Here is a 20234-nt window from a genome sequence, read left to right on the forward strand (position 1 = left end):
CTTTATCCGGAGCAGGCCAAAGCCTAAATTGGCGTCCATGGCACCGGCTCACGTCGGTGCAATTTCATCGATAACCGAGGAAGTACAGATGGCACGCATTGTCAGGATTCATGAATACGGTGACGCGAGCGTCCTGAAACTGGAAAACGTCGACGTCCCGGCGCCCGCTGCGGACGAAGTGCAGATCGAGGTCAAAGCCTTTGGCCTGAATCGCGCCGAAGTGATGTTCCGTAATCACGCCTATCTGCAGGAAGCGGAGTTTCCCAGCCGTCTCGGCTACGAAGCGGCCGGTGTGGTGGTGGCGGTCGGCGCCAACGTCAGCGAGTTCAAGATCGGTGATGCCGTCAGCCTGATTCCGCCGCTGGACATCGCGCGCTGGGGCACTTACGGCGAACTGGCCAACGTACCCGCCCACCTCACCGTCAAACACCCGCAGAACCTGTCGTTTGAACAAGCGGCGGCGTCCTGGATGCAATACGTCACCGCGTGGGGTGCGCTGGTCGAACAGGCCAAACTGCAAAAGGACGATTTCGTGATCGTCACCGCCGCCTCCAGCAGCGTCGGCCTGGCAGCCTTCCAGATCGCGAAAATGGTCGGCGCCACCTCGATTGCCGTCACCCGGACCCGCGCCAAGAAACAAGCTTTGCTCGACGCTGGCGCCGCACACGTGATCGTCAGCGACGAAGAAGACATGGTTGCAGCCGTCATGGCGCTGACCGACGGCAAAGGCGCGCGGGTGGTGTTCGATCCGGTGGGCGGCCCGTCGTTCGAACCGCTGACCCAAAGCATGGCGCGCGGCGGCATCCTGCTGGAGTACGGTGCCCTGAGCCCGGAGCCAACGCCGTTCCCGCTGTTCACCGTGCTCGGCAAATGCCTGACGCTCAAGGGTTACCTCTACACGGAGATCGTCTCCGACCCGGCCATCCTGACACGCGCCAAGGCTTTCATCGGCGACGGGCTGGCATCGGGTGCGCTGCAACCGATCATCGCCAGGACGTTTGCCCTGGATGACATTCAGGAAGCGCATCGTTTTCTTGAGGCCAACCAGCAGGTCGGGAAAATTGTCGTCACGGTTTGAGGTGACGAGTCCCCTGCACTGCTGTTTGCGGTAGAAACGACGAAAGCCTGCTTTTTTCAAAGCAGGCTTTCGTCTATCCGGCATCCGGTTATTTCTGATGCGCCGTCAGTGCCGCATAACCGTTCATCAAGTTGCGGTAGTTCGGGATGCGCTGGGACAGCAGGTTGCCCAGGCCTTCGATGTCGTTGCGCCAGTCGCGGTGCAGTTCGCAGGCTACCGAGAACCAATTCATCATCTGTGCACCGGCCTGGGTCATGCGGTTCCACGCCGCTTGCTGCACGGTGGTGTTGAAGGTGCCGGAGGCATCGGTCACCACGAACACGTCAAACCCTTCCGCCAGCGCCGACAGGGTCGGGAACGCTACGCACACATCGGTCACGACACCGGCAATGATGATCTGCTTGCGGCCGGTGGCCTTGATCGCCTTGACGAAGTCTTCGTTGTCCCAGGCGTTGATCTGGCCTGGACGGGCGATGTACGGCGCGTCCGGGAACATTTCCTTGAGTTCCGGCACCAGTGGGCCGTTCGGGCCTTGTTCGAAGCTGGTGGTGAGGATGGTCGGCAACTCGAAGAATTTGGCCAGATCGGCCAGCGCCAGCACGTTGTTCTTGAACTCGTTTGGCGAGAAGTCCTGAACCAGAGAAATCAGACCGGTCTGGTGGTCGACCAGCAGAACCACGGCGTCGTCTTTGTTCAGGCGGTTGTAGGTTGGAGTGCTCATGTGTGAATCCCTTTTTAGTTGTGGAAGTGCGTTTGCGTTCAAGATGGGCACAGATTACTGACTCGCCTGAAAGCGATAAATCGTCTGAAAAGCGTTTCACCGTCAACTCAAAACGGACAATTCGCTCTAACTGCCGAGCAGATCACACAGCCAGCCCGACCTTCCCTCCGATCCTTGTCATACTGTTCACTCGCTCACAACGACAGCCAGGGAATGTTGATGCCCGGACGCAAGACGCAAGCGCCCACCCCAGATGAAACACCGCGCGCGCCTCGCCAAGGCGTGAAGGCCGGCTCGACCTTTCGCCTGACCGTCAGTTTCATGCTGATGGTGGTTGTGGCTTTTCTGACCGTCGAGAGCTGGAGGACGTGGCGCGATTACCGTTCGGTGTTTGCTTCCGCACGCGATTCGGTGACCAACCTCGCCCGCGCCACGGCGCAACACGCCGAGGACACCATCCGTCAGGTCGATGTGCTGACTGCGGGGCTGGCCGAGCGGGTCGAAGGCGATGGTTTGCAGAACCTGGATGTGGCGCGGATTCACAAGCTGCTCATCCAGCAATCGAAAATCATGCCGCAGCTGCATGGCCTGTTCATCTACGGCCCGGACGGCCAGTGGATCGTGACCGACAAGGAGGTCACGCCTGAGACGGCCAACAATGCCGACCGCGATTATTTCCAGTATCACCGCACCCATGAAGACCGGCGCGTGCGCATCGGCCAGGTGGTGGAAAGCCGTTCCACCCATGACCTGATCATTCCGATCTCGCGGCGTTTGAATAACCCCGACGGATCGTTCGCCGGCGTGCTGCTGGGGACGGTCAAGGTCAGTTATTTCGTCGACTATTACGGTGACTTCCGCATCGATGACAAAGGCGCACTGGTGCTGGCGATGCGCGACGGCACGATCCTCGTGCGCCGGCCGTTCATTGCCTCCGTGGTCGGCAAAAGCCTGGCGAACAGCGAGATCTTCAAGACCTACCTGCCCAACGCCAATCAGGGCATTGTCCAGATCCGGGCGGTGGTCGACGACACCGAACGCCTTTACGGCTATCGCGCCCTGACCACCTACCCACTGGTGGTCGAGGCTGGTTTGTCCCGGGATTCCATCGTTGCGCCGTGGCGCCAGGACCTGCTGAAAAACGGCTTCGTGCTGGTGTTCCTGATTCTGGTGCTGGCCTGTTTCGGGCTCATCGTCCTGAGCCAGTTGCGCCAGCGGATGGCGATGGAACGGGAGATTCGCTCGGCGCACAAAACGATGCGCGACATGGCGCTGACTGACAGCCTCACCGGCCTCGGCAACCGTCGGCGCCTGGACGCGGCGCTGACGGATGAGATTCGCCTGGCCCGACGTCAGGGTTCGCCGCTGTCATTGATCATGCTCGATGTCGACTACTTCAAGCGCTACAACGACCAGTACGGCCACGCCGCCGGCGATGACTGCCTGATCGCGGTCGGCGACGGCATCCGCAAAGCAGTCAAGCGGCCTTCGGACCTCGCCGTACGCTACGGCGGCGAGGAATTCACCGTGCTATTGCCCAACACCGACAGCGCCGGGGCAATTCAGGTGGCTGAAGATATTTTGCAGACCATTCGCTCGCTGGAACTTGAACATGCCGGGCATCCGCTGGGGTATGTCACTGCGAGTGCGGGGATTACCACGCGCTTTCCGGTTGACGATGCGGTGACCCCGGCCACTTTGCTCAAGTCCGCCGATACCTGTCTGTATCAGGCCAAGCAGCAAGGGCGAAATCGCTGGTGCTCGGCGCAGGCATTCCGGCAGATCCAGCCGATTGCGGCGATGCCGCGGACGGATCGCTGAATGTGACTAAAACCAGCCAATTCCTGCGTCCTTCACGCACATAAGCAGCGTCCTACAGCAGCCGTCCCTCACGCCTGATTACGTGGGCACCCTCGCCTTCGATACCGTCTTCTGCCTGAACCGGACAGAACACAGACGATGCGAAGAAAAGGCAAAGGTACCGAACTCCGAAACCAAACGCTCAAATCAGAAGCCCGCAAACTTGCGCACGAAACGCTTTCCATGGATCCAGGAGCTCTGGCAGCCGGGATTGATGCTCAGTTGCTCAGGATCGACCCGATCACGCCCTTGGCAATCAACGCATACCATCAGTGGAGCGGGCCCATTGGATACCCATGGGATGATGTACTTGAGTGGAAAACAAAAGATGCAAAAGGTCTGGACTTGGCTTTCTGGTACGAAGATGAGCTGTGCGGTTTGTGCTATGCAACGCCACGAAAAAAGCACAATCTGCATAAAAATCGTTCTTTTGCAGGGTCACACCTACAAGGCCCATACCCTGCGAGGCTGGATCGCACCAATGGCACTACTGACAACAGAGTTCTATGCCCGAAAGCTGGGATGTACCGAAATTGAAGTACAAGAACCTGACTCAGGTGCTATCTCCTACTACCAAACGCTTGGATTTTATTTTGACACGACTGACCGCCTTGTCTTTCCACTGGTCCACCCATAAGATCGACTCAAGCAACCCGGCACGAGAGGTGTCCATGAAACACAAGAAGCCAAAAGCCCAATCAGCGCCTGCTTCCAGACTTCGTGCCGAAGAACCCTGTTTGCCCAACAGGGTCTCCGCCAGTCAGCGGCATTTTTTGAAAGTAGCCGCAGCCTGTGGCAAAGAAATGGAGCCTGATGGTTGGCTCGCCGGTGGCAGAACCTGAATCCCGCTTTGAAAAAACCGCCTGATTGGCGGTTTTTTTTCGCTTCAATATTGGCGTGCCCCGCGCCGGGCGCTCCAAAGACAGTGACGTGAAGCAAAAGCAGGAGAATTCCGAAAGCCCGCACTTCATGGTTTATTTACCGGTTCAACCTTGGAATCGGCCCACACTCCCTCATATCAAGGAACATCTGCGACCCATTCGAGAGGAAGGACATGCCATGACCACTCAAACCGAAACTGCGATTCTCGCCGGCGGCTGCTTCTGGGGCATGCAGGATCTGCTGCGCCGCTACCCCGGCGTGCTGCAGACGCGGGTCGGTTACACCGGTGGCGATGTGCCGAACGCCACTTACCGCAACCATGGCAACCACGCCGAGGCCATCGAAATCGTCTTCGACCCCGCCGTGATCAGCTATCGGCAGATCCTTGAGTTTTTCTTTCAGATCCACGACCCGAGCACACCCAACCGTCAGGGCAACGACCTCGGTCCGAGCTATCGTTCGGCGATCTATTACCTGAACGAGCAGCAACGCGATATCGCCGAAGACACTGCGGCTGATGTCGACGCATCAGGTCTGTGGCCAGGCCGGGTGGTCACCGAAATCGAACCGGCGGGGCCGTTCTGGGAAGCGGAGCCGGAGCATCAGGATTACCTCGAGCGCATTCCGAATGGCTACACCTGCCACTTCATTCGCCCGAACTGGAAGCTGCCGAAACGCGGTTGAGGTCGAGAGGGGCTCGGTGCTGTAACCCGTTCATCTATTGCTGCAGCGACACCTGACTGCTTGTATCCTTGCGCGCGATGAGGACGAACGGCTGCCGTTATTGCCTTGATCCAATAGCCTCTGGAACGGAAAAACGGACTTTCCATAAGGTAGTGACGTGAAGCGAGATACGCACCTGGTTGTGCTTTTGCTGTTGGTTATCGGCTGTTCCCTGGCCTCACTGACTGTCTGGAAGGTGCTGGCCTCTCGAGAGCGAGCGCTGGAGGAAGTGGACGTTCACGGGTTGAACCTGACCCAGGCGCTTGTCACCTATTCCGAAGGCATTGTCCGCCAAAGTTCGGCGCTTTTGCTCGGGCTCGTCGAACGCCTGGAAACCGAAGGCAGTGGCCCCGTTCAGATCCAGCGGATCAGATCGCTGATCGACCGGCAGGAACCGCTGATGTCACAGCTCAGCGGCATCACCATCTACGACAGTCAGGGACGCTGGCTGATGTCGTCCAACCGGCCGATTCCGGCCGGGGCAAATAGCAGTGATCGGGCCTATTTCATTCATCACCGCGATGATCCCTCCCCCGAGACCTTTATCGGTCCGCCCATTCAGAGCCGCTCCAATCAGGAATGGGTCATCACCGTCAGTCGACGCTTCAATGATGCTCGCGGTGAGTTTGCCGGAGTGGTCGCGGTGACCTTGGGCATCGAAAACTTTCTGCGGCTGTTTGGAAAGATCGATGTCGGCCAGGAGGGTGCCATCGGGTTGTCTTATACCGATGGTACGTTGTTGGTTCGCTACCCCTTCCGCGAGCAGGACATGGGGCGCAATTTTTCAAAATCACCGATCTACGCCAAGTATCTGGTGGATCGCTCTGTCGGCACCGCCTCGTTCACCTCCAGCCTGGACGGTGTGGAAAGGCTCTACGCCTTTCGCAAAAGTGACCGGCTGCCGCTGATCACGACCGTCGCACTCGGGAAACGCGAAGCCCTCGCCGCGTGGCGAACGGAGGCGCTGCTATCGGCCGTGGTGGTAACGGGCCTTCTCGCGCTTACCGGTCTCATCGGTTGGTTTTTGATACTGGATATCCGACGCAGAACCCAAGTAGAAGCGGAGTTGATGGGCACTCAGCAGCAGTTGCTTTCGTCAAACAGGCAACTCGAGTTGTTGGCGATGAAGGACGCCCTGACCGGTCTGGCCAATCGACGCTGCTTCGATGTGACGCTGGACCTGGAGGCGCGACGAGCGCAGCGCGACGGCACGTCCTTGGCACTGCTGATGATTGATATCGACTACTTCAAACTGTTCAACGATTCCTACGGGCATGTTGCCGGCGACGATTGCCTGCAACGCGTTGGCAACGTCGTGGAGACGTGCGTGCGCCGTCCCTCGGATCTTGTGGCGCGGTATGGCGGTGAAGAGATGGGCGTCATCATGCCCAATACCGACAGCGAAGGTGCGCAGATCGTGGCGCAACTGATCCTCGACCGGTTGCAGCAAGCGAACATTTCCCACGAATCCAGTCCGTTGGGGCGAGTGAGTGTCAGCATCGGGATTGCCACTGCCGCCGGTTCCCGACTCACCCCCGTGCAAGGTTTGATCGAAGCCGCCGATCAGGCGCTGTACAGTGCCAAGGCCTTGGGGCGAAACAGGTCGGTGAAACTGCCGGGCTTGATCTAGCCTTAAGTGAAACCACGCGGGAGAAAACCACCATGCCCCTCCCCGAGCCACTCGCGCTGACAACCCGTAGATGGAATGACTATGTATGGGGCAACGCAAAATGAAAGGGTCGTACACCGAGGGGCCTTTGGCGCGTCCTCCTTTTTGTCCTTGGTCCTTTGCTTGACGCTTGCAGCACCAGCCCAGGCTGACACCTGCCCTGCCGGCGAAAAACAAGTATGCCTCGACAGCTGCATTTGCCTGCCGGACCCGGAACGTCTGTCTGAAGACCTTTTCCGGATGGCGGCACCGGTCCTGGCGCAGGGCTTGACTCAGGCCCGCGCCGAAGCCGCCAGTACCGACATCAAACCGATTCCACCGCACATCCGGGAGCAACTGCTGCGCTGGTATGAACCCGGCGTCCTCGATGCCGTGCACTACAAAGTCACCGATGACGGCCAATACAACGCCGCCACGGCCATCCTGCAAAACCCGGATGTCGGCGCGGTGACGCTGATCGACATCATCCTGTTCCGCGACGCTGAAACCGCAGAGCAGAACGTGGCGCTCTGGGCGCACGAACTGAAGCATGTGCAGCAGTTTCAGGAATGGGGAGTCGAAGGGTTTGCGCAGCGGTATTCGCAGGATTTCAATGCGGTCGAGGCTCCGGCGTATGCGATACAGGGCGAGGTCAGACGTTGGCTGCGAGCCGAAGCCCGGTGATCGGACATCCCCTGCGTCCATGCCGGGGCCAGCCCCACCTTTCAAGCACCAGAAAAACCTAGGCCTTGCCCGCTGAAACCGCCACCCTCGCCTGTCCATGCTGGCGCGTGGTCACCAGCCCGATAAACGAAATCGCCAGCGCCAGCCCAATGGTCGACGTCACTTCCAGACGATGCTCGGGCGTCACCATCATCACCGCCAGCGCAGCGCAGATGAACGCGATCACCAGCCACGTCAGCCATGGAAACAGCCACATGCGAAACGTCAGCTCGACATTCTGCCGACGCAGCATCCGGCGCATGCGCAATTGCGAAACCGCGATCACCAGATACACCAGCAACGCAATCGCGCCGGAACTGGCGAGCAGAAACTGGAACAGCCCCGCCGGCATGAAATAGCTGAACAGCGTCACCCCGGCACCGATCACGGTGCTGGCAATCACCGCTGCCCTCGGCACGCCCGCTGCAGAGGTAACCTTTAACGGTTGCGGAGCATCGCCGCGACGACCCAGCGAGAACAGCATCCGCGAGGAAATGTAGATCGAGGAATTCATGCAACTGGCCACCGCGATCAGCACGACCACATCGACCAGGAACTTGGCGTTGGGAACGTTCATCAGCTCCAGCGCGCGCTGGTAAGAGCCAACGGACGCCAGCAGCGGATCGTTCCAGGGCACCACGGAAATCACCACGAAAATCGACAACAGATAAAACACGCCGATGCGCCAGATCACCGAGCGCGTGGCCTTGGCGATGTTCTGCGCCGGGTTGCTCGATTCGGCGGCCGCGATGGTCACCGCTTCCGTCCCGATAAAACTGAACATGATGGTGATGAAAGCCCCGACCACCGCCGACAAACCATTCGGGGCGAACCCGCCGTGCTCTTCCATCAAACGGCTCAAACCGCTGGCCTCACGCTCCGGAATCCAGCCCATCAACACCGCAAAACCCAGCCCGATGAACCCGATGATCGCCACCACTTTGGCCATCGCAAACCAGAACTCGAACTCGCCGTACTTGGACACGCTGAACAGGTTGGTCACCACCAGCAAAATGATCGACAGCAACGCGAACAACCACGCATCGACTTGGGGAAACCACTGGTTCAAGACGTGCCCGGCGGCCAGCGCCTCAATCGGAATGACCAACACCCAGAACCACCAATACAACCAACCAATGGTGAACCCCGCCCAACGGCCGATGGCCTGATCGGCATAGGTGGAAAACGATCCCGTGTCCGGGTGGGCCACGGCCATTTCACCGAGCATGCGCATGACCAGCACGACCAGCAGACCGGAGAAGAGATAAGCGAGCAAGACGGCCGGGCCGGCGGCGGCAATGGCGTGGCCGGAGCCGACAAACAGCCCCGCACCGATGATGCCGGCAATGGAAAGCATGGTGACATGACGCGGCTTGAAGCCCTGCGCCAACTGACCGTTCGAGTCCTTCGAGTTCAGGCTATTCATTGTTTTTGTTGTTCTCTGGTGATCGACGTTTGGGCGTACTGACGACGTGTCAGGCGATCATCATTTCTTCCTGTTGCCCTGCTCCAGAGCGGCGCACCTCAAGCGCTGCAGCGTTACAAATCGGTCGGACGACGACGCAGGGCGATGAAATGATGCGTCACCTTACGTGCCTGGAGTTGATCGCAAATAGCCTGGGAGCGGCACGACGGTGTCTGATTTCGACATGGTGAATGGCATTCGGGCCCGTTCGAGAGCGCCATCACAGAATAAAAAAGGGGCGCTGATTTATTCAGGAAAAATAAATCAGTCCCCCCTTTTTCTGGCCGGTGTCAGCCCTTGGTCAGATCAACCAACGGTGTCTGCCGCACCTCGGTCTCCCGCCCGCCCTGAATGTCGCTCACCTGCTTCAAGGCCTTGTCCACTGCCGCCTTATCCGCCAACAAGCTGTAACTGATGCGGAACTGTTTGTGTTCCTTCGGCCCGATGGTGGGTACCAGGTTCAGTGGTCGCTGATAACGGCGGTTGTAGGAAAAACTCGTCCCCGGCTCCAGCCCGGTGACATAACCCTGACCTTGGGTATCGGTGTTCTTCCACAGAGAAAACACCGGCAATGTCTGCGTATTGAAGCCAACTGAAACGCCCAGGCTGCCGGCCTTGTTATGCAACACGGTCAACGTATCGCCCTTGGCATCGGCATACGGCACGACGTTGTAAACCGTTTCGTCGTAGTCCTTGGTCGGTGCGCGGTAGGTTTGCCATTCAGCCAAATCGCCCTTGGCCTTGTCGTTGAACGGCGACACCTGTTTCACCGGCGCGGCAAAACGAGCGCCCTGCTCCAGGAACGGGGTGCTGAAGTTGCTGTGGTACAGCGCCTGATATTCCTTCGGATAGTCACCGTTGTTGGTCAGCGTGTCGTTAAGGGCGAACACTGCGCTGCCGGGTTCGGTGACCAGTTCGGTGGCGACGGAGAAGTCGACTTTCTTGAACGCCTGCTCTTTCAGCTCACCGCGCAGGGTAATGGCGTACGGTGGCTTTTCATCGATGTGCAGGGTGACTTTGTTCGCCGGAATGTTGGCGGCCCGACCGTGCAGGGTCAGCAGTTCGCCGTTGTCGACGCCGGGGTGACCGACCCATTCGTATCCGCAGCGGGTCACCAACTCATTGAAACCCTCCAGCCAGCCCAGACCACCGCGCCCATTGAGTTCGATGAAGGACGGATTGACCACCTCCCTGACCGGCGAATCCCAGCCCATACGCACATTGCCGACCGAGGCCTGCAAGACGTTCATTCCCCGCGTCGGCACCACCGAGAGTTTCATCGTGCCGTTATCGATGTCGACAATGCTGACGCCCTCCTGCCGACCACCATGCAAGGTGCGCAGGCTGACGCTGAAGGGTTTGTCGGTTTTCACGCCCAGTTGCTGGCTGGTGATCTGCCAGTTTTGAGCAGCTTTATCGGTGTCGAGCAGAACGTAATCCCAGGCCATGGCATGGGAGGCAGCAGACAGTGCGCTGAGGGCAACAACGAGTTTGAGCGGGGTCATGGGAGCAGCCTTTCTTGGAGTTGTGCCGTTTTTATAAACCTGCTGAAACGTTTCATCAAGCTATGTTTCCAGCCAGTCAGAATGAAGCTGCGGAAAACGCTTTTGCAGCCATTCGATAAAAACCTGAACCTGGGGTGCCAAATGCGTCCGACTTGGGTAGAGCAACGAAACAGGGCGAGGAGCTGGCCGATAGGGCTTTAGAATTTCCACCAACCCGCGACTGGCCAAATGCTCGGCAACGGTAATCCCAGGCGCCTGGATTATTCCGAAACCCGACACACCACACTGGACATACGCATTCGACTCGGTGACGGTGATGCCGGCGTTACTCACAAAGGATCGATCCTGACCTTTTAACGTGAAATGCCAAGGCAATGTCCTGTTGTTCTGACCGGACAAGAAGTTGACGCCTCGATGGGAGACCAGATCGTCGAGTGTCGCGGGTTCCCCGTACTGGTGCAGATACTCGGGCGCGGCACAGGTCACCATGGTCGCCATTGCGATTGGGCGAGCGATCAAGGTCGAATCCGGTAGATCACCAATACGCAACGCACAGTCGACGCCCTCGCCGATCAAGTCGACAGCCCGGTCAGTCACGCCCAGAACCATGTTGATACCTGGGTAGGAGGCGGTGAATTCTTTAAGGCTTTTGATGAATTCCAACTGCGCGAAAGCGGTCGGGATATCGACACGAAGTCGGCCCGTGAGCGTTGCTCCGGATCGGTCAAACATTGAGGTCGCAGCAGAAATATCCGCCAAAATCTCCTGCACCCGCTCATAGAACCTCTCGCCCTCGGCGGTAAGGGCCACCTTTCTCGTGGTGCGCTGAAACAGGCGCACGCCCAATGACGTTTCCAGCTCCTGGATATACCGGGTGACCTGGGGCCGCCCGATGTCCAGCGATTCGGCGGCTTTGGTAAAACTGCCGAGTTCCGCAAGCCTGGCAAACAGTCGCATCGATTGAAGCAGTTCCATGTCGCTACCCTATGAACCCCGCTTGACCGCGAGTTGAACATGATTGTTGCTCAAGGATAGAACAATCATGTCTTTTGCCACGCATTTATTGCGCATCGTCAAAAGCGAAAAATGCATCCAAGGCAGAACCTGCTCTGGTTCAAGGCCATTAACGTGTATTTGGAGATTCGCGATGAAAGCGTGGTTATTGAAAGATTTCGGACTCGACAACCTGCAATTGGAAGAGGTCGCGACGCCGCAACCCAAGGCGGGCGAATTGCTGGTCAAGGTCGGTGCTGTCTCGCTCAACTTTCGCGACAAGGCAATCGTCGACGGCATTTATGAACCGCACATGGTGCCCAAACCACTGATCCCGGTGAGCGATGCCGCCGGCACGGTGGTAGCGATCGGTGACAACGTCACGCGCTTCAAAGTCGGTGATCGGGTCAACTCACATCTTTACTCACGGTGGCTGGATGGCGAGCCAGGCCCGAACGAACCCGATTACTGCTTCGGTTCACCGCTACCCGGCGGCTTGGCCGAATACATGATCATCCATGAAGACAGCGCCGTCGGTGCCCCGGACAACATGAGCGACGAAGAGGCGGCCACACTTCCGATTGCTGCGCTCACAGCCTGGTATTCGCTGGTGGACTTTGGACAGATCCAACCGGGCCAAACCGTATTGGTTCAAGGCACGGGAGGTGTGTCGATATTTGCCGTGCAGATCGCAACTGCACTTGGCGCGAAGGTCATCGCAACATCGAGTAGCGATAAGAATCTGCAAACCGTCAAGGGGCTGGGGGCCGTGGCAGGCATCAACTACAGAACGACGCCGAACTGGGCGGACGAAGTGCTGAAGCTGACCGAAGGCAAAGGCGTGGATTTACTGCTCGACGTAGCCGGCGGCAGTGGCATCAATCAATCGGTCGCCGCAACCAAGGCATCGGGGCGCATTGCGCAGATCGGATTTTTAACGGGGCAAACCGTGGAACTCAATCTGATGCCACTCATCTTCCGCCAGACGACCATTCGCGGAATCGCCGTGGCGCCGCGCTCATCATTCGATCGAATGAACACATTCCTCAACCAGCACAAGATCCGCCCCGTGATCGATCAGGTGTATCCGTTCGAGAAAGCACGTGAGGCTTATGAGCATCTCGCAAGGGGAGCATTTGGGAAGGTTGTGATCAAAATCGCTTGATAACCTCAAGGCGCCAATTCGGCGCCTTTTTTGCCTGCCTCAGCGCTCAGAGGTGTGTCGAATTTCGACATCGCGAGCCGCGATCAGACCTCTGCAGCGCAGCCGATGCTTCACACAACAGATTACGGCTGGTTTCCAGAAACGAGTAAACCGGGCAGAAAGCCGCCGTGTTTAAAGCCTTTTTTGATTTGTGTTTAGAAACGCCCGGCATTACTTCCCCACGGCTACAGCGTCTTGCGTCATTGCCTACGACTACGCCAGAATCCGCCGGCTTGTGCGTCTGGGGTGCGGGTTTTATCGTTTCCGGGTCACTGAAAAACAGTGATCGGGTTTGGTAGCCCGCAGCGCTGACGCATTGCGTCACCTCATGCAGTTGCATTCATGCGACTGGATTTATGGTGGCCATGCTCAGGGCTTCTTCGGAAGCGCCGGTTCCAGTGCTCCGGTCTACCAACCTGCGTATGGTCGCCACCCCTCGTTTGGTAGCGAGAGTGGATGACTCCCATTTAATAAGTGCTGGAGATTCATCTATGTTCAAACCAACACCGAACCCACCGGAAAGCGATCCGGTTTCTCCCTACAAATTTCCCGATTCCCGAACGCTCAACGAAGCGGCAGAACGCGCGCTTGATCACTACCTAACTCCGCAGCAACGGATCATGGGCAGCCACCATAAACACGACCCCATGTACATGGCCAACCCGGCCTACAACACTGAATCCCTCTTGGCCAACGCCAGCGAATCATTGGGATCCGCCAGTGAAATGCTTAATAACTTTGCGGCGACTCTGGAGCCTGCCCATCGCAAGACTGCGATCGGGATTGCGCAGTTGGTGATGTTGAGTGAGTTGGCGGTGAATCAGGCGTTGGATCATGTTGAGGTGAAGACCTGAAAGCTAAGCCGTCCGTCATGACGGCTTGAGAAAACGATGCCAGCCGAAGCTGCCACACTAAATGGCAGCTATCGGCCATAAGCGGACGTTCATGAGCGACAGCTTCCGGCCATTAGCTCCCGCTCATGCCTCAATAAATAGGGAGTAAAGTTCACCAACAGAGATGAGCCACGATTCGTTATGACTACCGCTGTGCATGATTGAGGAAAGAAATCGCTAGCGGAGACTGGTTGTTCGCCGGTGGGAGAAGCGATAGCGAGCACTGTACAGGTGAAAGGGTTATGGCAATATGACTTCATACGTCGTTGAGAATGCCTCATGCTGGCGTACACATAGGACGTGCAATGACATCGCTGGCAGCCCACCTCACTTGGCTTGAGCACAATGAAACCTATACCTCGGCGTGTGGGCGCTCAATCAAAGTTTATCGATTCAATCATAACGCAATGGATAGTTCCATAATGTCCGATTGGGCGAGACATTTTAGAAATCACTATTGCAACGACCAAGAAATACGTTACTTAAAAAATCCCACAAAGACCAAGTCTGAATATTTAATAACCGAAAAATTTCCCGGTGAATCGATTGCTCCAGGCCCTAGCATTCGAGCCGGGGATTTTGCAGAAATTCTAATAGCCGATTATCTTCAATACATTAGAAATTACGCAGTCCCTCGAACGCGCTATGATCGTAAGATCATTGCAAATGAATCTATCAAGGGGTCAGACGTAATCGCGTTTAAAAAAACGCCGAACGTAATCAGTGAAAACGATGAGTTATTGATATTTGAAGTCAAGGCAAAAGTAACTGAAAAGACAAAAGTCAACGTACTTCAAAATGCAATTGATGACTCCGTTAAAGACGAAGTCCGTATCGCAGAGTCTTTAAATGCCATGCGTCAGAGGTTGTTTGATCGACGAGATTATGATGGGGTCGATTTGATAGAGCGCTTCCAGCGCGAGCCTGATTTCCCTTGCAAGCGTAAGTATGGCGCTGCTGCAGTTTACACCTCGTCATCGCTGCACGAGAGCGTCGTAAGTGCCTCACATGCTGGCAATCATCCTAGCGCCGATAGCTTGGAGCTACTCATAGTGAGTGGGGCTGAGCTGATGTCACTGATTCACGAGCTGTATCGGAGAGCGGCAGATGAAGCTTGAAAATAAGGGACGTGAAATCCTTGATATCACACGTGCTAAAGCAAAACAGTATGAGTTTGGGATTGAAGAGGAATATCACGTTGACCTTCCTCAGGATCCTAAGCGATTGCTAGTATTCACAATTGGAGTGCTCGGGGAGTTGGCTGCACTTGAATCCCGCCCTTCAGATGAACGCGAAGGACATAAACAAGAACTGAAGCAACAATTAGTACTTGCTGGACAGTTTTTTGAATCCTTAAGTCTGTCTCGGCTGACAACTGAAATAGATGAATATTTAAAGATTTTGAGCTCCGCTTCCTATTATCTTGCCGATATGCCTGGTAGTTCATTGGTTTTAGCCAGGGCAGTTGCAACAAATCCCCCAGAGCTGACAAGCAGCAGACTGGAATGCTTATTAGTGTGGTTGCTAAAATCCGAACTGAACCAAAACTTCGCTCTTGCTTCATTGGGGAGCTATAACGACCAGATTCGCAGATTAGCAATGGCTTACCGCGCATTTATAAATACGGAGGCAGATCTATCAGATGTAGAAGACGAGCTGAATGAATTTCGAAGTACTGTCTATGCGAGCGGCTCAGATCGTGAGGTGTTGCTGGTCGACACTATCAATGCTCTAATCAAAAGAAAAATCAATAATTCGTCATTGATTTGCTTACCTAAGTATACCGGATTGGAGCAGAATCGATGGCATCAAACGCTCGCTAACGAAAAGTTTATGAAGGAGTTCTGGCCTGCGCAGCGCTTAGTGGGACGCCTGGGAGTGTTGAAGGGCGAGTCAGCAGTTATGCAGATGCCCACTAGCGCGGGTAAAACCAAGTCCATCGAACTTATAATTCGGAGCGGTTTTCTATCAGGCCGTGCAAAACTAGCGGTGATAGTCGCCCCTTTTCGTGCATTATGCCGAGAAATTACTCAGGGGTTCATGGAATCCTTTGAGCATGACTCTGTAAACATCAACGAGCTTAGAGATGTAACAAGTGTGGATGAGGATGAGCAGGAATTTCTTAAATTTTTGCTTGGTGAAGATTTTAAAGGAAAACACGATCATACTGTGATTGTTTCAACTCCGGAGAAGTTAGTTTATCTACTTAGGCATGAGCCTAGTCTCGCAAAAAAAAATCGACTTGTTGATATTTGACGAGGGCCATCAATTTGATAGCGGGAAAAGGGGGGTAACCTACGAGCTCTTGATTGCTTCGCTGAAAAAAACAATACCTGAGAATGCGCAGAAAGTATTGATTTCAGCGGTTATGTCTAATGCAGGAACTATTGGCGACTGGCTAAATGGGGAGTCCAGCCTAAGTATCCAAGGTAGTAATTGGCTGCCATCTATCAAAAGTGTAGCTTTTCTGAGCTGGTTTCACGATATGGGCCAACTGAGTTACCTCCGGCCAGACAATAAACGCGATAGCGGCTTATATGTCCCAAAGATAATCCAACAGTCAAGCCTTGCTCTGCGGGGGAAAGAATGGAGGCCTCGGTTGTTTCCAATAAAGACCGAAGTTCAGTCCATTTCTTGCTATCTGGGACTTCGACTGTGTCAACAAGGGCCAACAGCTATATTTTGCGGCGATAAAAGAACAGTCATTAGTCTATGTTCAAATGTTGTAGATGTGTACAAGCGAGGATTATCACTTCCTACACCAAGCTCAGTTTCAGACGCCGATGAACTACAGAAAATTGCGTTCCTGTCAAATCTACACTTTTCAGATCAACACATTTTTTCTGAATCCATTCCGTTGGGAGTATTACCTCACAGTTCAGCCATTCCAAATGGACTCAGAATCGCGGTTGAATGGGCTATGAACAAGGGGGCCGGACACCTCGTCGCTTGCACCTCGACTCTCGCTCAGGGTGTGAATCTTCCTATCAAATATCTTCTAATCTCAAACTTGATGCAAGGTGGTAAAAGGATTTCCACTAGAGAGTTCCAAAACCTGATCGGTCGAGCTGGACGAGCTGGCTATCACACTGAAGGAATTATAATTTTTACCGATCCAAAAATTTACGACAATCGCTTTCATTGGAGTGGAGGTAAAAAATGGGAAAGAACACTAAAGCTTTTGAATTTTAATAACGCTGAAGACTGCATGAGCAGCTTGATGGAGATAGTTCAGCCATTCCCTTTGATAAAAGGTGAAAATGACGTTCTCGACTTTGTTTTAAATCCGCTGAGCGAAAGATTATTATGGCGTAAATGGTGCGAGGAAAACGCAATTCCTGAGGATAGCTCAATTGAGCTAATGCAAGATTTCGATAAAAAGGAGGAAGTCCTTCATTCCATTGAAAGCTATTTCATGTCAACCTTGAAGGATGACAGCACTTTGCTGTCGACGGAGTACTTTCTAGACCTCGCTTACGAAACACTTGCTTACTATCTTGCCACTGACGTCGCTAAAGATCAGTTGGTGGCGATATTTTCTGCGATCCATTCAAGGTTGAGCGTGATACCTGTAGAAAAATTCTCCTATTATGGGCGAACCTTACTTGGGCTTGATCAGCTTATTTACATTGAGAGTTGGATAGAGTCTCAATTGTTTGAACTTGAATTTTGCGACTCTCCTCAAGACTTTCTTGAAGTGTGCTGGCCCTTAATCACAATGTTTTCTAGAAAGAAAATTACTTCTAATATCTATCCGCAGGAAGAGGCGGTAAAAATTGCCGCTCAGTGGTGCAATGAAATCAGTTACGCAGAGATCCTGGCTTACGCCAAATCAAACAGTTTTTCTTTCAGGGCAAAGAACACTTACTACTCTATTACTCAAGAGCATATTGTAGACTTTTGCTCTTCTCTCTCTTACGATGGGATGTTAATAGTTGGAGCTGTCGGAGATATCGTCGAAGGCAAGGCTATGAATGAAACATTGCTTAACCATGCAAGATTGCTTCAAAATCAGCTTAAGTTCGGCCTATCAGACGAGTTCAAAATTTGGTTGCATGGGCAAGGCTTCCCTGATAGAGAGGTATGCAAGTTCGTCAGCCAGAAATTAGAAAGCGTTCGAGAAAACAAAAATATCATTGATTACAAAATATTAAAAAACAACAAGGAAGTTTTAAAGGATGCTCTGTCAATGTTGCCTAGCGCGTTTTTAGCGCCAAGTTTTTTTGGCTGATCTGTCCTGACGAATAGGAGCGCTCAGCGAATTTGAAGGCTCTTCTTGCTTAACCCTGACGATCTCGGATCGGCTGTGTAGGAAAAGGTAATTTCTGAAGATTTGAGAAGGAACTTAAACCGCTCTTGCCCAAAACACTAAGTGCGAAAAATCATGGTGAAGTCGTGGTTCGAGGGTGCAATTTGAGTGGGTGATTACGTACCTGCTACTCCCAGCAATCCTAGCCGCTTAGCTTCCAGATGTGACATGTATTTTATGGGCTGAAATTCAACTGAGAAGTTAGAATTGCTACGCGAACCCTGGAAGAGCTGGACATGTTCATTTTGTCCTGCGAGAACTAACGCGATAATCTCAATCGCAGTGTGGGGCATGTCTGGGCCGAAGTAGATGCCGGTGAGTGCTTCTGAAGGATACCGATACGCCGTGCCAGCTTGGCTATGAATAGCACGCCACTCGTGCTCGTAAGCCCAATCAATCGCTTTTGTACAATAGAGATCGGATACAGGGTCGGAGTCTTCACCGCATAGGATTGGAACGATGTCGATAATAGGCATGTCTTGTGTGTAGCGGACCTTCTTAATCTTGTGAAATGGATCGGCCGAAGTTGAAAATTGCAGACAGAAACCTTTGCAATGATCGCCGTAATGGGACCACATCAACAAGTTGTCCTTCTTCTCTGAAAAGCTGCTGACCCCACGTTGTGAAAGAAACCTTTTGATCATGTCATCTAAGGTTTTTCGACCTATGCGAAGGAGCATATCCCGAAGTACAGCAGGAGATGCCTTCTCGAACTCTCGCCGAACTCCATTTTCGATTTCGGTCTTCGCTAAGTAATGGCTTCGTAGTTTCTCAACATCGGCGTCAGTTGGCTCCTTGATTCGGGGTGAAAGCGCGCAGTCGTAAGGGTCGTTGAAAGCGAGCGGGGAAGCGAAATAAATTATTTGATCCTTCAGGTTCTGAAGCGACTGTGCGGTAAAGCGCTCGTACTTGTAGAGGTGCAGCGGCGATGACATGGGTTCAAATTCCTAGATAAAACCTGACGCTACTGCTTCGCCATCAGTCTGTCCACTATCCGCTGCTGGCATTAGCGACCGTTTTAACGTCCGCTTATGGCCGAAAGCAGTCACTTGCAAGCACCGTCACTCCCCCTCAAACCGCCCCACCGAAAACAACGAAAGATCCAGCTCACTCTCCCCCCGCAAACACCACTGCGCAAACGCCTCCCCCAGCGCCGCCGAGTGTTTGAACCCGTGACCGGAGCACGCCGACACCACCAACGTGTGCTGCAACCGTGGATGCTCATCAATGATGAAATGCCGATCCGGCGTGACGGTGTAGGCGCAAACCGCTGACTTCACTACCCGATCCGTCAGCCCGGCAATCCGCCCCTGCACTTGCTGTTCGTACATCTCGCGTTCTTCCTCGGCCGAGACTGTGCGATCCAGAGTCTCAGGCGTGGACGTGCTGTGATACTGCGCCGTCGCCACTTTCAAACTGCCCTCCCCCGGCAACGCGGGAAAGCCGTAGAAATCGTCGTCCGGGCCGTGTGTGAAGATGAACGTGGGTGAGTGGCCGACCAGTCCCGCGTCGGGCTCGGTTTCGAACCAGAACAGTTTTTGCCGATAGACGCTGAGCAGTCTGTCGAACGGCGCGCCGAGCAAGCCGCCCGCCCAGTTGCCGGCGGTGACCACCAATTTGTTCGCCCACACGGTGCGCTGGTCGGTGGTGACGGTGACGCCCTGTTCGTCCGAGCTGATGTGAGTCACGGTCTCGCCCTTATAGAGCGTGGCGCCGTGTTGTTCGGCCAGTCTGAGTTGCACGTCGATGCAGCGCTCGGGCCGTACAAAACCGCCTTCGGGCTCGAAGTAGCCAATGGCGTCGTCGCGCACCTGGGCAAACTGCGGGAAGCGCTGGCGGATCTGGGCAGCGTCGAGGACTTCGTGTTCGATGCCGTAGGTCTGTGCGAGGGCGATGGTGCGCAGGGTGAAGTCGGTTTCGTCGGCGGGATCAAAGTCGGGGCTGGAGGTCAGCACCAGCAGGCCGGTCTGTTCGAATAGGGACTCGCCTGACAGCGCTTCCAGTTCGCGCCAGATGCGGTGGGAGTTGCGCACGATGGGCACGTATTGCGCGCCCTCGCCCACGGACAGCCGGGTGATGCGGGTGTCGCCATGGCTGGAGCCGAATGTGTGCGGCGGATGGTGGCGGTCGATGCCGACCACGTTGACCCCGGCCTTCGCCAGTTGATACACCGTGGCCGCGCCCATGGCGCCGAGGCCGATGACCAGTGCTTCGCATCGTTCCATGATTG

The 20234-nt window shown here is 54.9% G+C and carries 17 protein-coding genes; 11 read left to right on the forward strand and 6 right to left on the reverse strand.

Annotated features, from left to right (window positions below; all coding sequences use genetic code 11):
• Nucleotides 1-88: 88 nt before the first annotated feature.
• On the forward strand, nucleotides 89-1078 hold the full coding sequence (locus AC07XZ_RS16530) for a zinc-dependent alcohol dehydrogenase family protein (protein ID WP_102686692.1): 990 nt from the start codon (nucleotides 89-91) through the stop codon (nucleotides 1076-1078).
• Between the two features lie 88 nt (nucleotides 1079-1166).
• Here AC07XZ_RS16530 and ycaC read toward each other — a convergent pair whose 3' ends face one another.
• Nucleotides 1167-1799 (reverse strand): isochorismate family cysteine hydrolase YcaC, encoded by a 633-nt coding sequence (gene ycaC, locus AC07XZ_RS16535; protein WP_007958138.1) that lies wholly within the window; start codon nucleotides 1797-1799, stop codon nucleotides 1167-1169.
• 219 nt (nucleotides 1800-2018) lie between these two features.
• Between ycaC and AC07XZ_RS16540 the strand changes: the two genes are divergently transcribed.
• The 5 genes from AC07XZ_RS16540 to AC07XZ_RS16560 all read left to right on the forward strand — a co-directional run bounded on the left by AC07XZ_RS16540 (nucleotide 2019) and on the right by AC07XZ_RS16560 (nucleotide 7596).
• Nucleotides 2019-3620 (forward strand): sensor domain-containing diguanylate cyclase, encoded by a 1602-nt coding sequence (locus AC07XZ_RS16540; protein WP_085747581.1) that lies wholly within the window; start codon nucleotides 2019-2021, stop codon nucleotides 3618-3620.
• A gap of 545 nt (nucleotides 3621-4165) precedes the next feature.
• On the forward strand, nucleotides 4166-4501 hold the full coding sequence (locus AC07XZ_RS16545) for a hypothetical protein (RefSeq protein ID WP_158247726.1): 336 nt from the start codon (nucleotides 4166-4168) through the stop codon (nucleotides 4499-4501).
• A gap of 217 nt (nucleotides 4502-4718) precedes the next feature.
• Nucleotides 4719-5225: a peptide-methionine (S)-S-oxide reductase MsrA gene (msrA, locus tag AC07XZ_RS16550; protein ID WP_011333723.1), complete on the forward strand. Its 507-nt coding sequence runs from the start codon at nucleotides 4719-4721 to the stop codon at nucleotides 5223-5225.
• A gap of 157 nt (nucleotides 5226-5382) precedes the next feature.
• Nucleotides 5383-6894 (forward strand): GGDEF domain-containing protein, encoded by a 1512-nt coding sequence (locus AC07XZ_RS16555; protein WP_102686691.1) that lies wholly within the window; start codon nucleotides 5383-5385, stop codon nucleotides 6892-6894.
• Nucleotides 6895-6969: 75 nt separating this feature from the next.
• A complete protein-coding gene (locus AC07XZ_RS16560) occupies nucleotides 6970-7596 on the forward strand; it encodes an eCIS core domain-containing protein (protein WP_256590524.1) in 627 nt (208 codons plus the stop codon).
• Between the two features lie 58 nt (nucleotides 7597-7654).
• Here AC07XZ_RS16560 and gabP read toward each other — a convergent pair whose 3' ends face one another.
• The 3 genes from gabP to AC07XZ_RS16575 all read right to left on the reverse strand — a co-directional run bounded on the left by gabP (nucleotide 7655) and on the right by AC07XZ_RS16575 (nucleotide 11580).
• On the reverse strand, nucleotides 7655-9061 hold the full coding sequence (gene gabP / locus AC07XZ_RS16565; RefSeq protein WP_039771089.1) for a GABA permease: 1407 nt from the start codon (nucleotides 9059-9061) through the stop codon (nucleotides 7655-7657).
• Between the two features lie 329 nt (nucleotides 9062-9390).
• The gene (locus tag AC07XZ_RS16570) at nucleotides 9391-10605 is read right to left on the reverse strand and encodes an aldose 1-epimerase family protein (RefSeq protein ID WP_102686689.1); all 1215 of its coding nucleotides are present in this window, start codon (nucleotides 10603-10605) and stop codon (nucleotides 9391-9393) included.
• Between the two features lie 60 nt (nucleotides 10606-10665).
• Nucleotides 10666-11580, reverse strand: a complete 915-nt coding sequence (locus tag AC07XZ_RS16575) for a LysR family transcriptional regulator (protein ID WP_102686688.1) — start codon at nucleotides 11578-11580, stop codon at nucleotides 10666-10668.
• Nucleotides 11581-11752: 172 nt separating this feature from the next.
• Between AC07XZ_RS16575 and AC07XZ_RS16580 the strand changes: the two genes are divergently transcribed.
• From AC07XZ_RS16580 to AC07XZ_RS16600, 5 genes are all read left to right on the forward strand, one after another.
• Nucleotides 11753-12763, forward strand: coding sequence for a zinc-dependent alcohol dehydrogenase family protein (locus AC07XZ_RS16580; protein WP_102686687.1), 1011 nt, complete (start codon nucleotides 11753-11755; stop codon nucleotides 12761-12763).
• 530 nt (nucleotides 12764-13293) lie between these two features.
• The gene (locus AC07XZ_RS16585) at nucleotides 13294-13656 is read left to right on the forward strand and encodes a DUF6124 family protein (protein ID WP_102686686.1); all 363 of its coding nucleotides are present in this window, start codon (nucleotides 13294-13296) and stop codon (nucleotides 13654-13656) included.
• Between the two features lie 344 nt (nucleotides 13657-14000).
• Nucleotides 14001-14813 (forward strand): Hachiman antiphage defense system protein HamA, encoded by an 813-nt coding sequence (locus tag AC07XZ_RS16590; protein WP_102686685.1) that lies wholly within the window; start codon nucleotides 14001-14003, stop codon nucleotides 14811-14813.
• The gene (locus AC07XZ_RS16595; RefSeq protein ID WP_102686684.1) at nucleotides 14803-15951 is read left to right on the forward strand and encodes a DEAD/DEAH box helicase; all 1149 of its coding nucleotides are present in this window, start codon (nucleotides 14803-14805) and stop codon (nucleotides 15949-15951) included. The genes AC07XZ_RS16590 and AC07XZ_RS16595 overlap by 11 nt, the downstream gene beginning before the upstream one ends.
• A complete protein-coding gene (locus AC07XZ_RS16600) occupies nucleotides 15908-17926 on the forward strand; it encodes a hypothetical protein (RefSeq protein WP_158247725.1) in 2019 nt (672 codons plus the stop codon). The genes AC07XZ_RS16595 and AC07XZ_RS16600 overlap by 44 nt, the downstream gene beginning before the upstream one ends.
• Nucleotides 17927-18120: 194 nt before the next feature.
• Here AC07XZ_RS16600 and AC07XZ_RS16605 read toward each other — a convergent pair whose 3' ends face one another.
• Nucleotides 18121-18939 carry a DUF2971 domain-containing protein gene (locus AC07XZ_RS16605; RefSeq protein WP_102686682.1) on the reverse strand — a complete coding sequence of 273 codons (819 nt, stop codon included), beginning with the start codon at nucleotides 18937-18939 and terminating at the stop codon, nucleotides 18121-18123.
• Nucleotides 18940-19065: 126 nt separating this feature from the next.
• Nucleotides 19066-20229 carry an N-methyl-L-tryptophan oxidase gene (gene solA, locus AC07XZ_RS16610; RefSeq protein WP_173892759.1) on the reverse strand — a complete coding sequence of 388 codons (1164 nt, stop codon included), beginning with the start codon at nucleotides 20227-20229 and terminating at the stop codon, nucleotides 19066-19068.
• Between the last annotated feature and the right edge of the window lie 5 nt (nucleotides 20230-20234).

This window comes from Pseudomonas sp. GW458-11-26-14-LB4 (assembly GCF_059423925.1).

Excerpts from the sequence above, each read along its gene's own strand:
- AC07XZ_RS16530 (WP_102686692.1), top strand. The coding sequence starts at position 89 with ATGGCACGCATTGTCAGGATTCATGAATACGGTGACGCGAGCGTCCTG.
- ycaC (WP_007958138.1), bottom strand. The coding sequence starts at position 1,799 with ATGAGCACTCCAACCTACAACCGCCTGAACAAAGACGACGCCGTGGTT.
- AC07XZ_RS16540 (WP_085747581.1), top strand. The coding sequence starts at position 2,019 with ATGCCCGGACGCAAGACGCAAGCGCCCACCCCAGATGAAACACCGCGC.
- AC07XZ_RS16545 (WP_158247726.1), top strand. The coding sequence starts at position 4,166 with ATGCCCGAAAGCTGGGATGTACCGAAATTGAAGTACAAGAACCTGACT.
- msrA (WP_011333723.1), top strand. The coding sequence starts at position 4,719 with ATGACCACTCAAACCGAAACTGCGATTCTCGCCGGCGGCTGCTTCTGG.
- AC07XZ_RS16560 (WP_256590524.1), top strand. The coding sequence starts at position 6,970 with ATGACTATGTATGGGGCAACGCAAAATGAAAGGGTCGTACACCGAGGG.
- gabP (WP_039771089.1), bottom strand. The coding sequence starts at position 9,061 with ATGAATAGCCTGAACTCGAAGGACTCGAACGGTCAGTTGGCGCAGGGC.
- AC07XZ_RS16570 (WP_102686689.1), bottom strand. The coding sequence starts at position 10,605 with ATGACCCCGCTCAAACTCGTTGTTGCCCTCAGCGCACTGTCTGCTGCC.
- AC07XZ_RS16575 (WP_102686688.1), bottom strand. The coding sequence starts at position 11,580 with ATGGAACTGCTTCAATCGATGCGACTGTTTGCCAGGCTTGCGGAACTC.
- AC07XZ_RS16580 (WP_102686687.1), top strand. The coding sequence starts at position 11,753 with ATGAAAGCGTGGTTATTGAAAGATTTCGGACTCGACAACCTGCAATTG.
- AC07XZ_RS16585 (WP_102686686.1), top strand. The coding sequence starts at position 13,294 with ATGTTCAAACCAACACCGAACCCACCGGAAAGCGATCCGGTTTCTCCC.
- AC07XZ_RS16590 (WP_102686685.1), top strand. The coding sequence starts at position 14,001 with ATGACATCGCTGGCAGCCCACCTCACTTGGCTTGAGCACAATGAAACC.
- AC07XZ_RS16595 (WP_102686684.1), top strand. The coding sequence starts at position 14,803 with ATGAAGCTTGAAAATAAGGGACGTGAAATCCTTGATATCACACGTGCT.
- AC07XZ_RS16600 (WP_158247725.1), top strand. The coding sequence starts at position 15,908 with ATGAGCCTAGTCTCGCAAAAAAAAATCGACTTGTTGATATTTGACGAG.
- AC07XZ_RS16605 (WP_102686682.1), bottom strand. The coding sequence starts at position 18,939 with ATGTCATCGCCGCTGCACCTCTACAAGTACGAGCGCTTTACCGCACAG.
- solA (WP_173892759.1), bottom strand. The coding sequence starts at position 20,229 with ATGGAACGATGCGAAGCACTGGTCATCGGCCTCGGCGCCATGGGCGCG.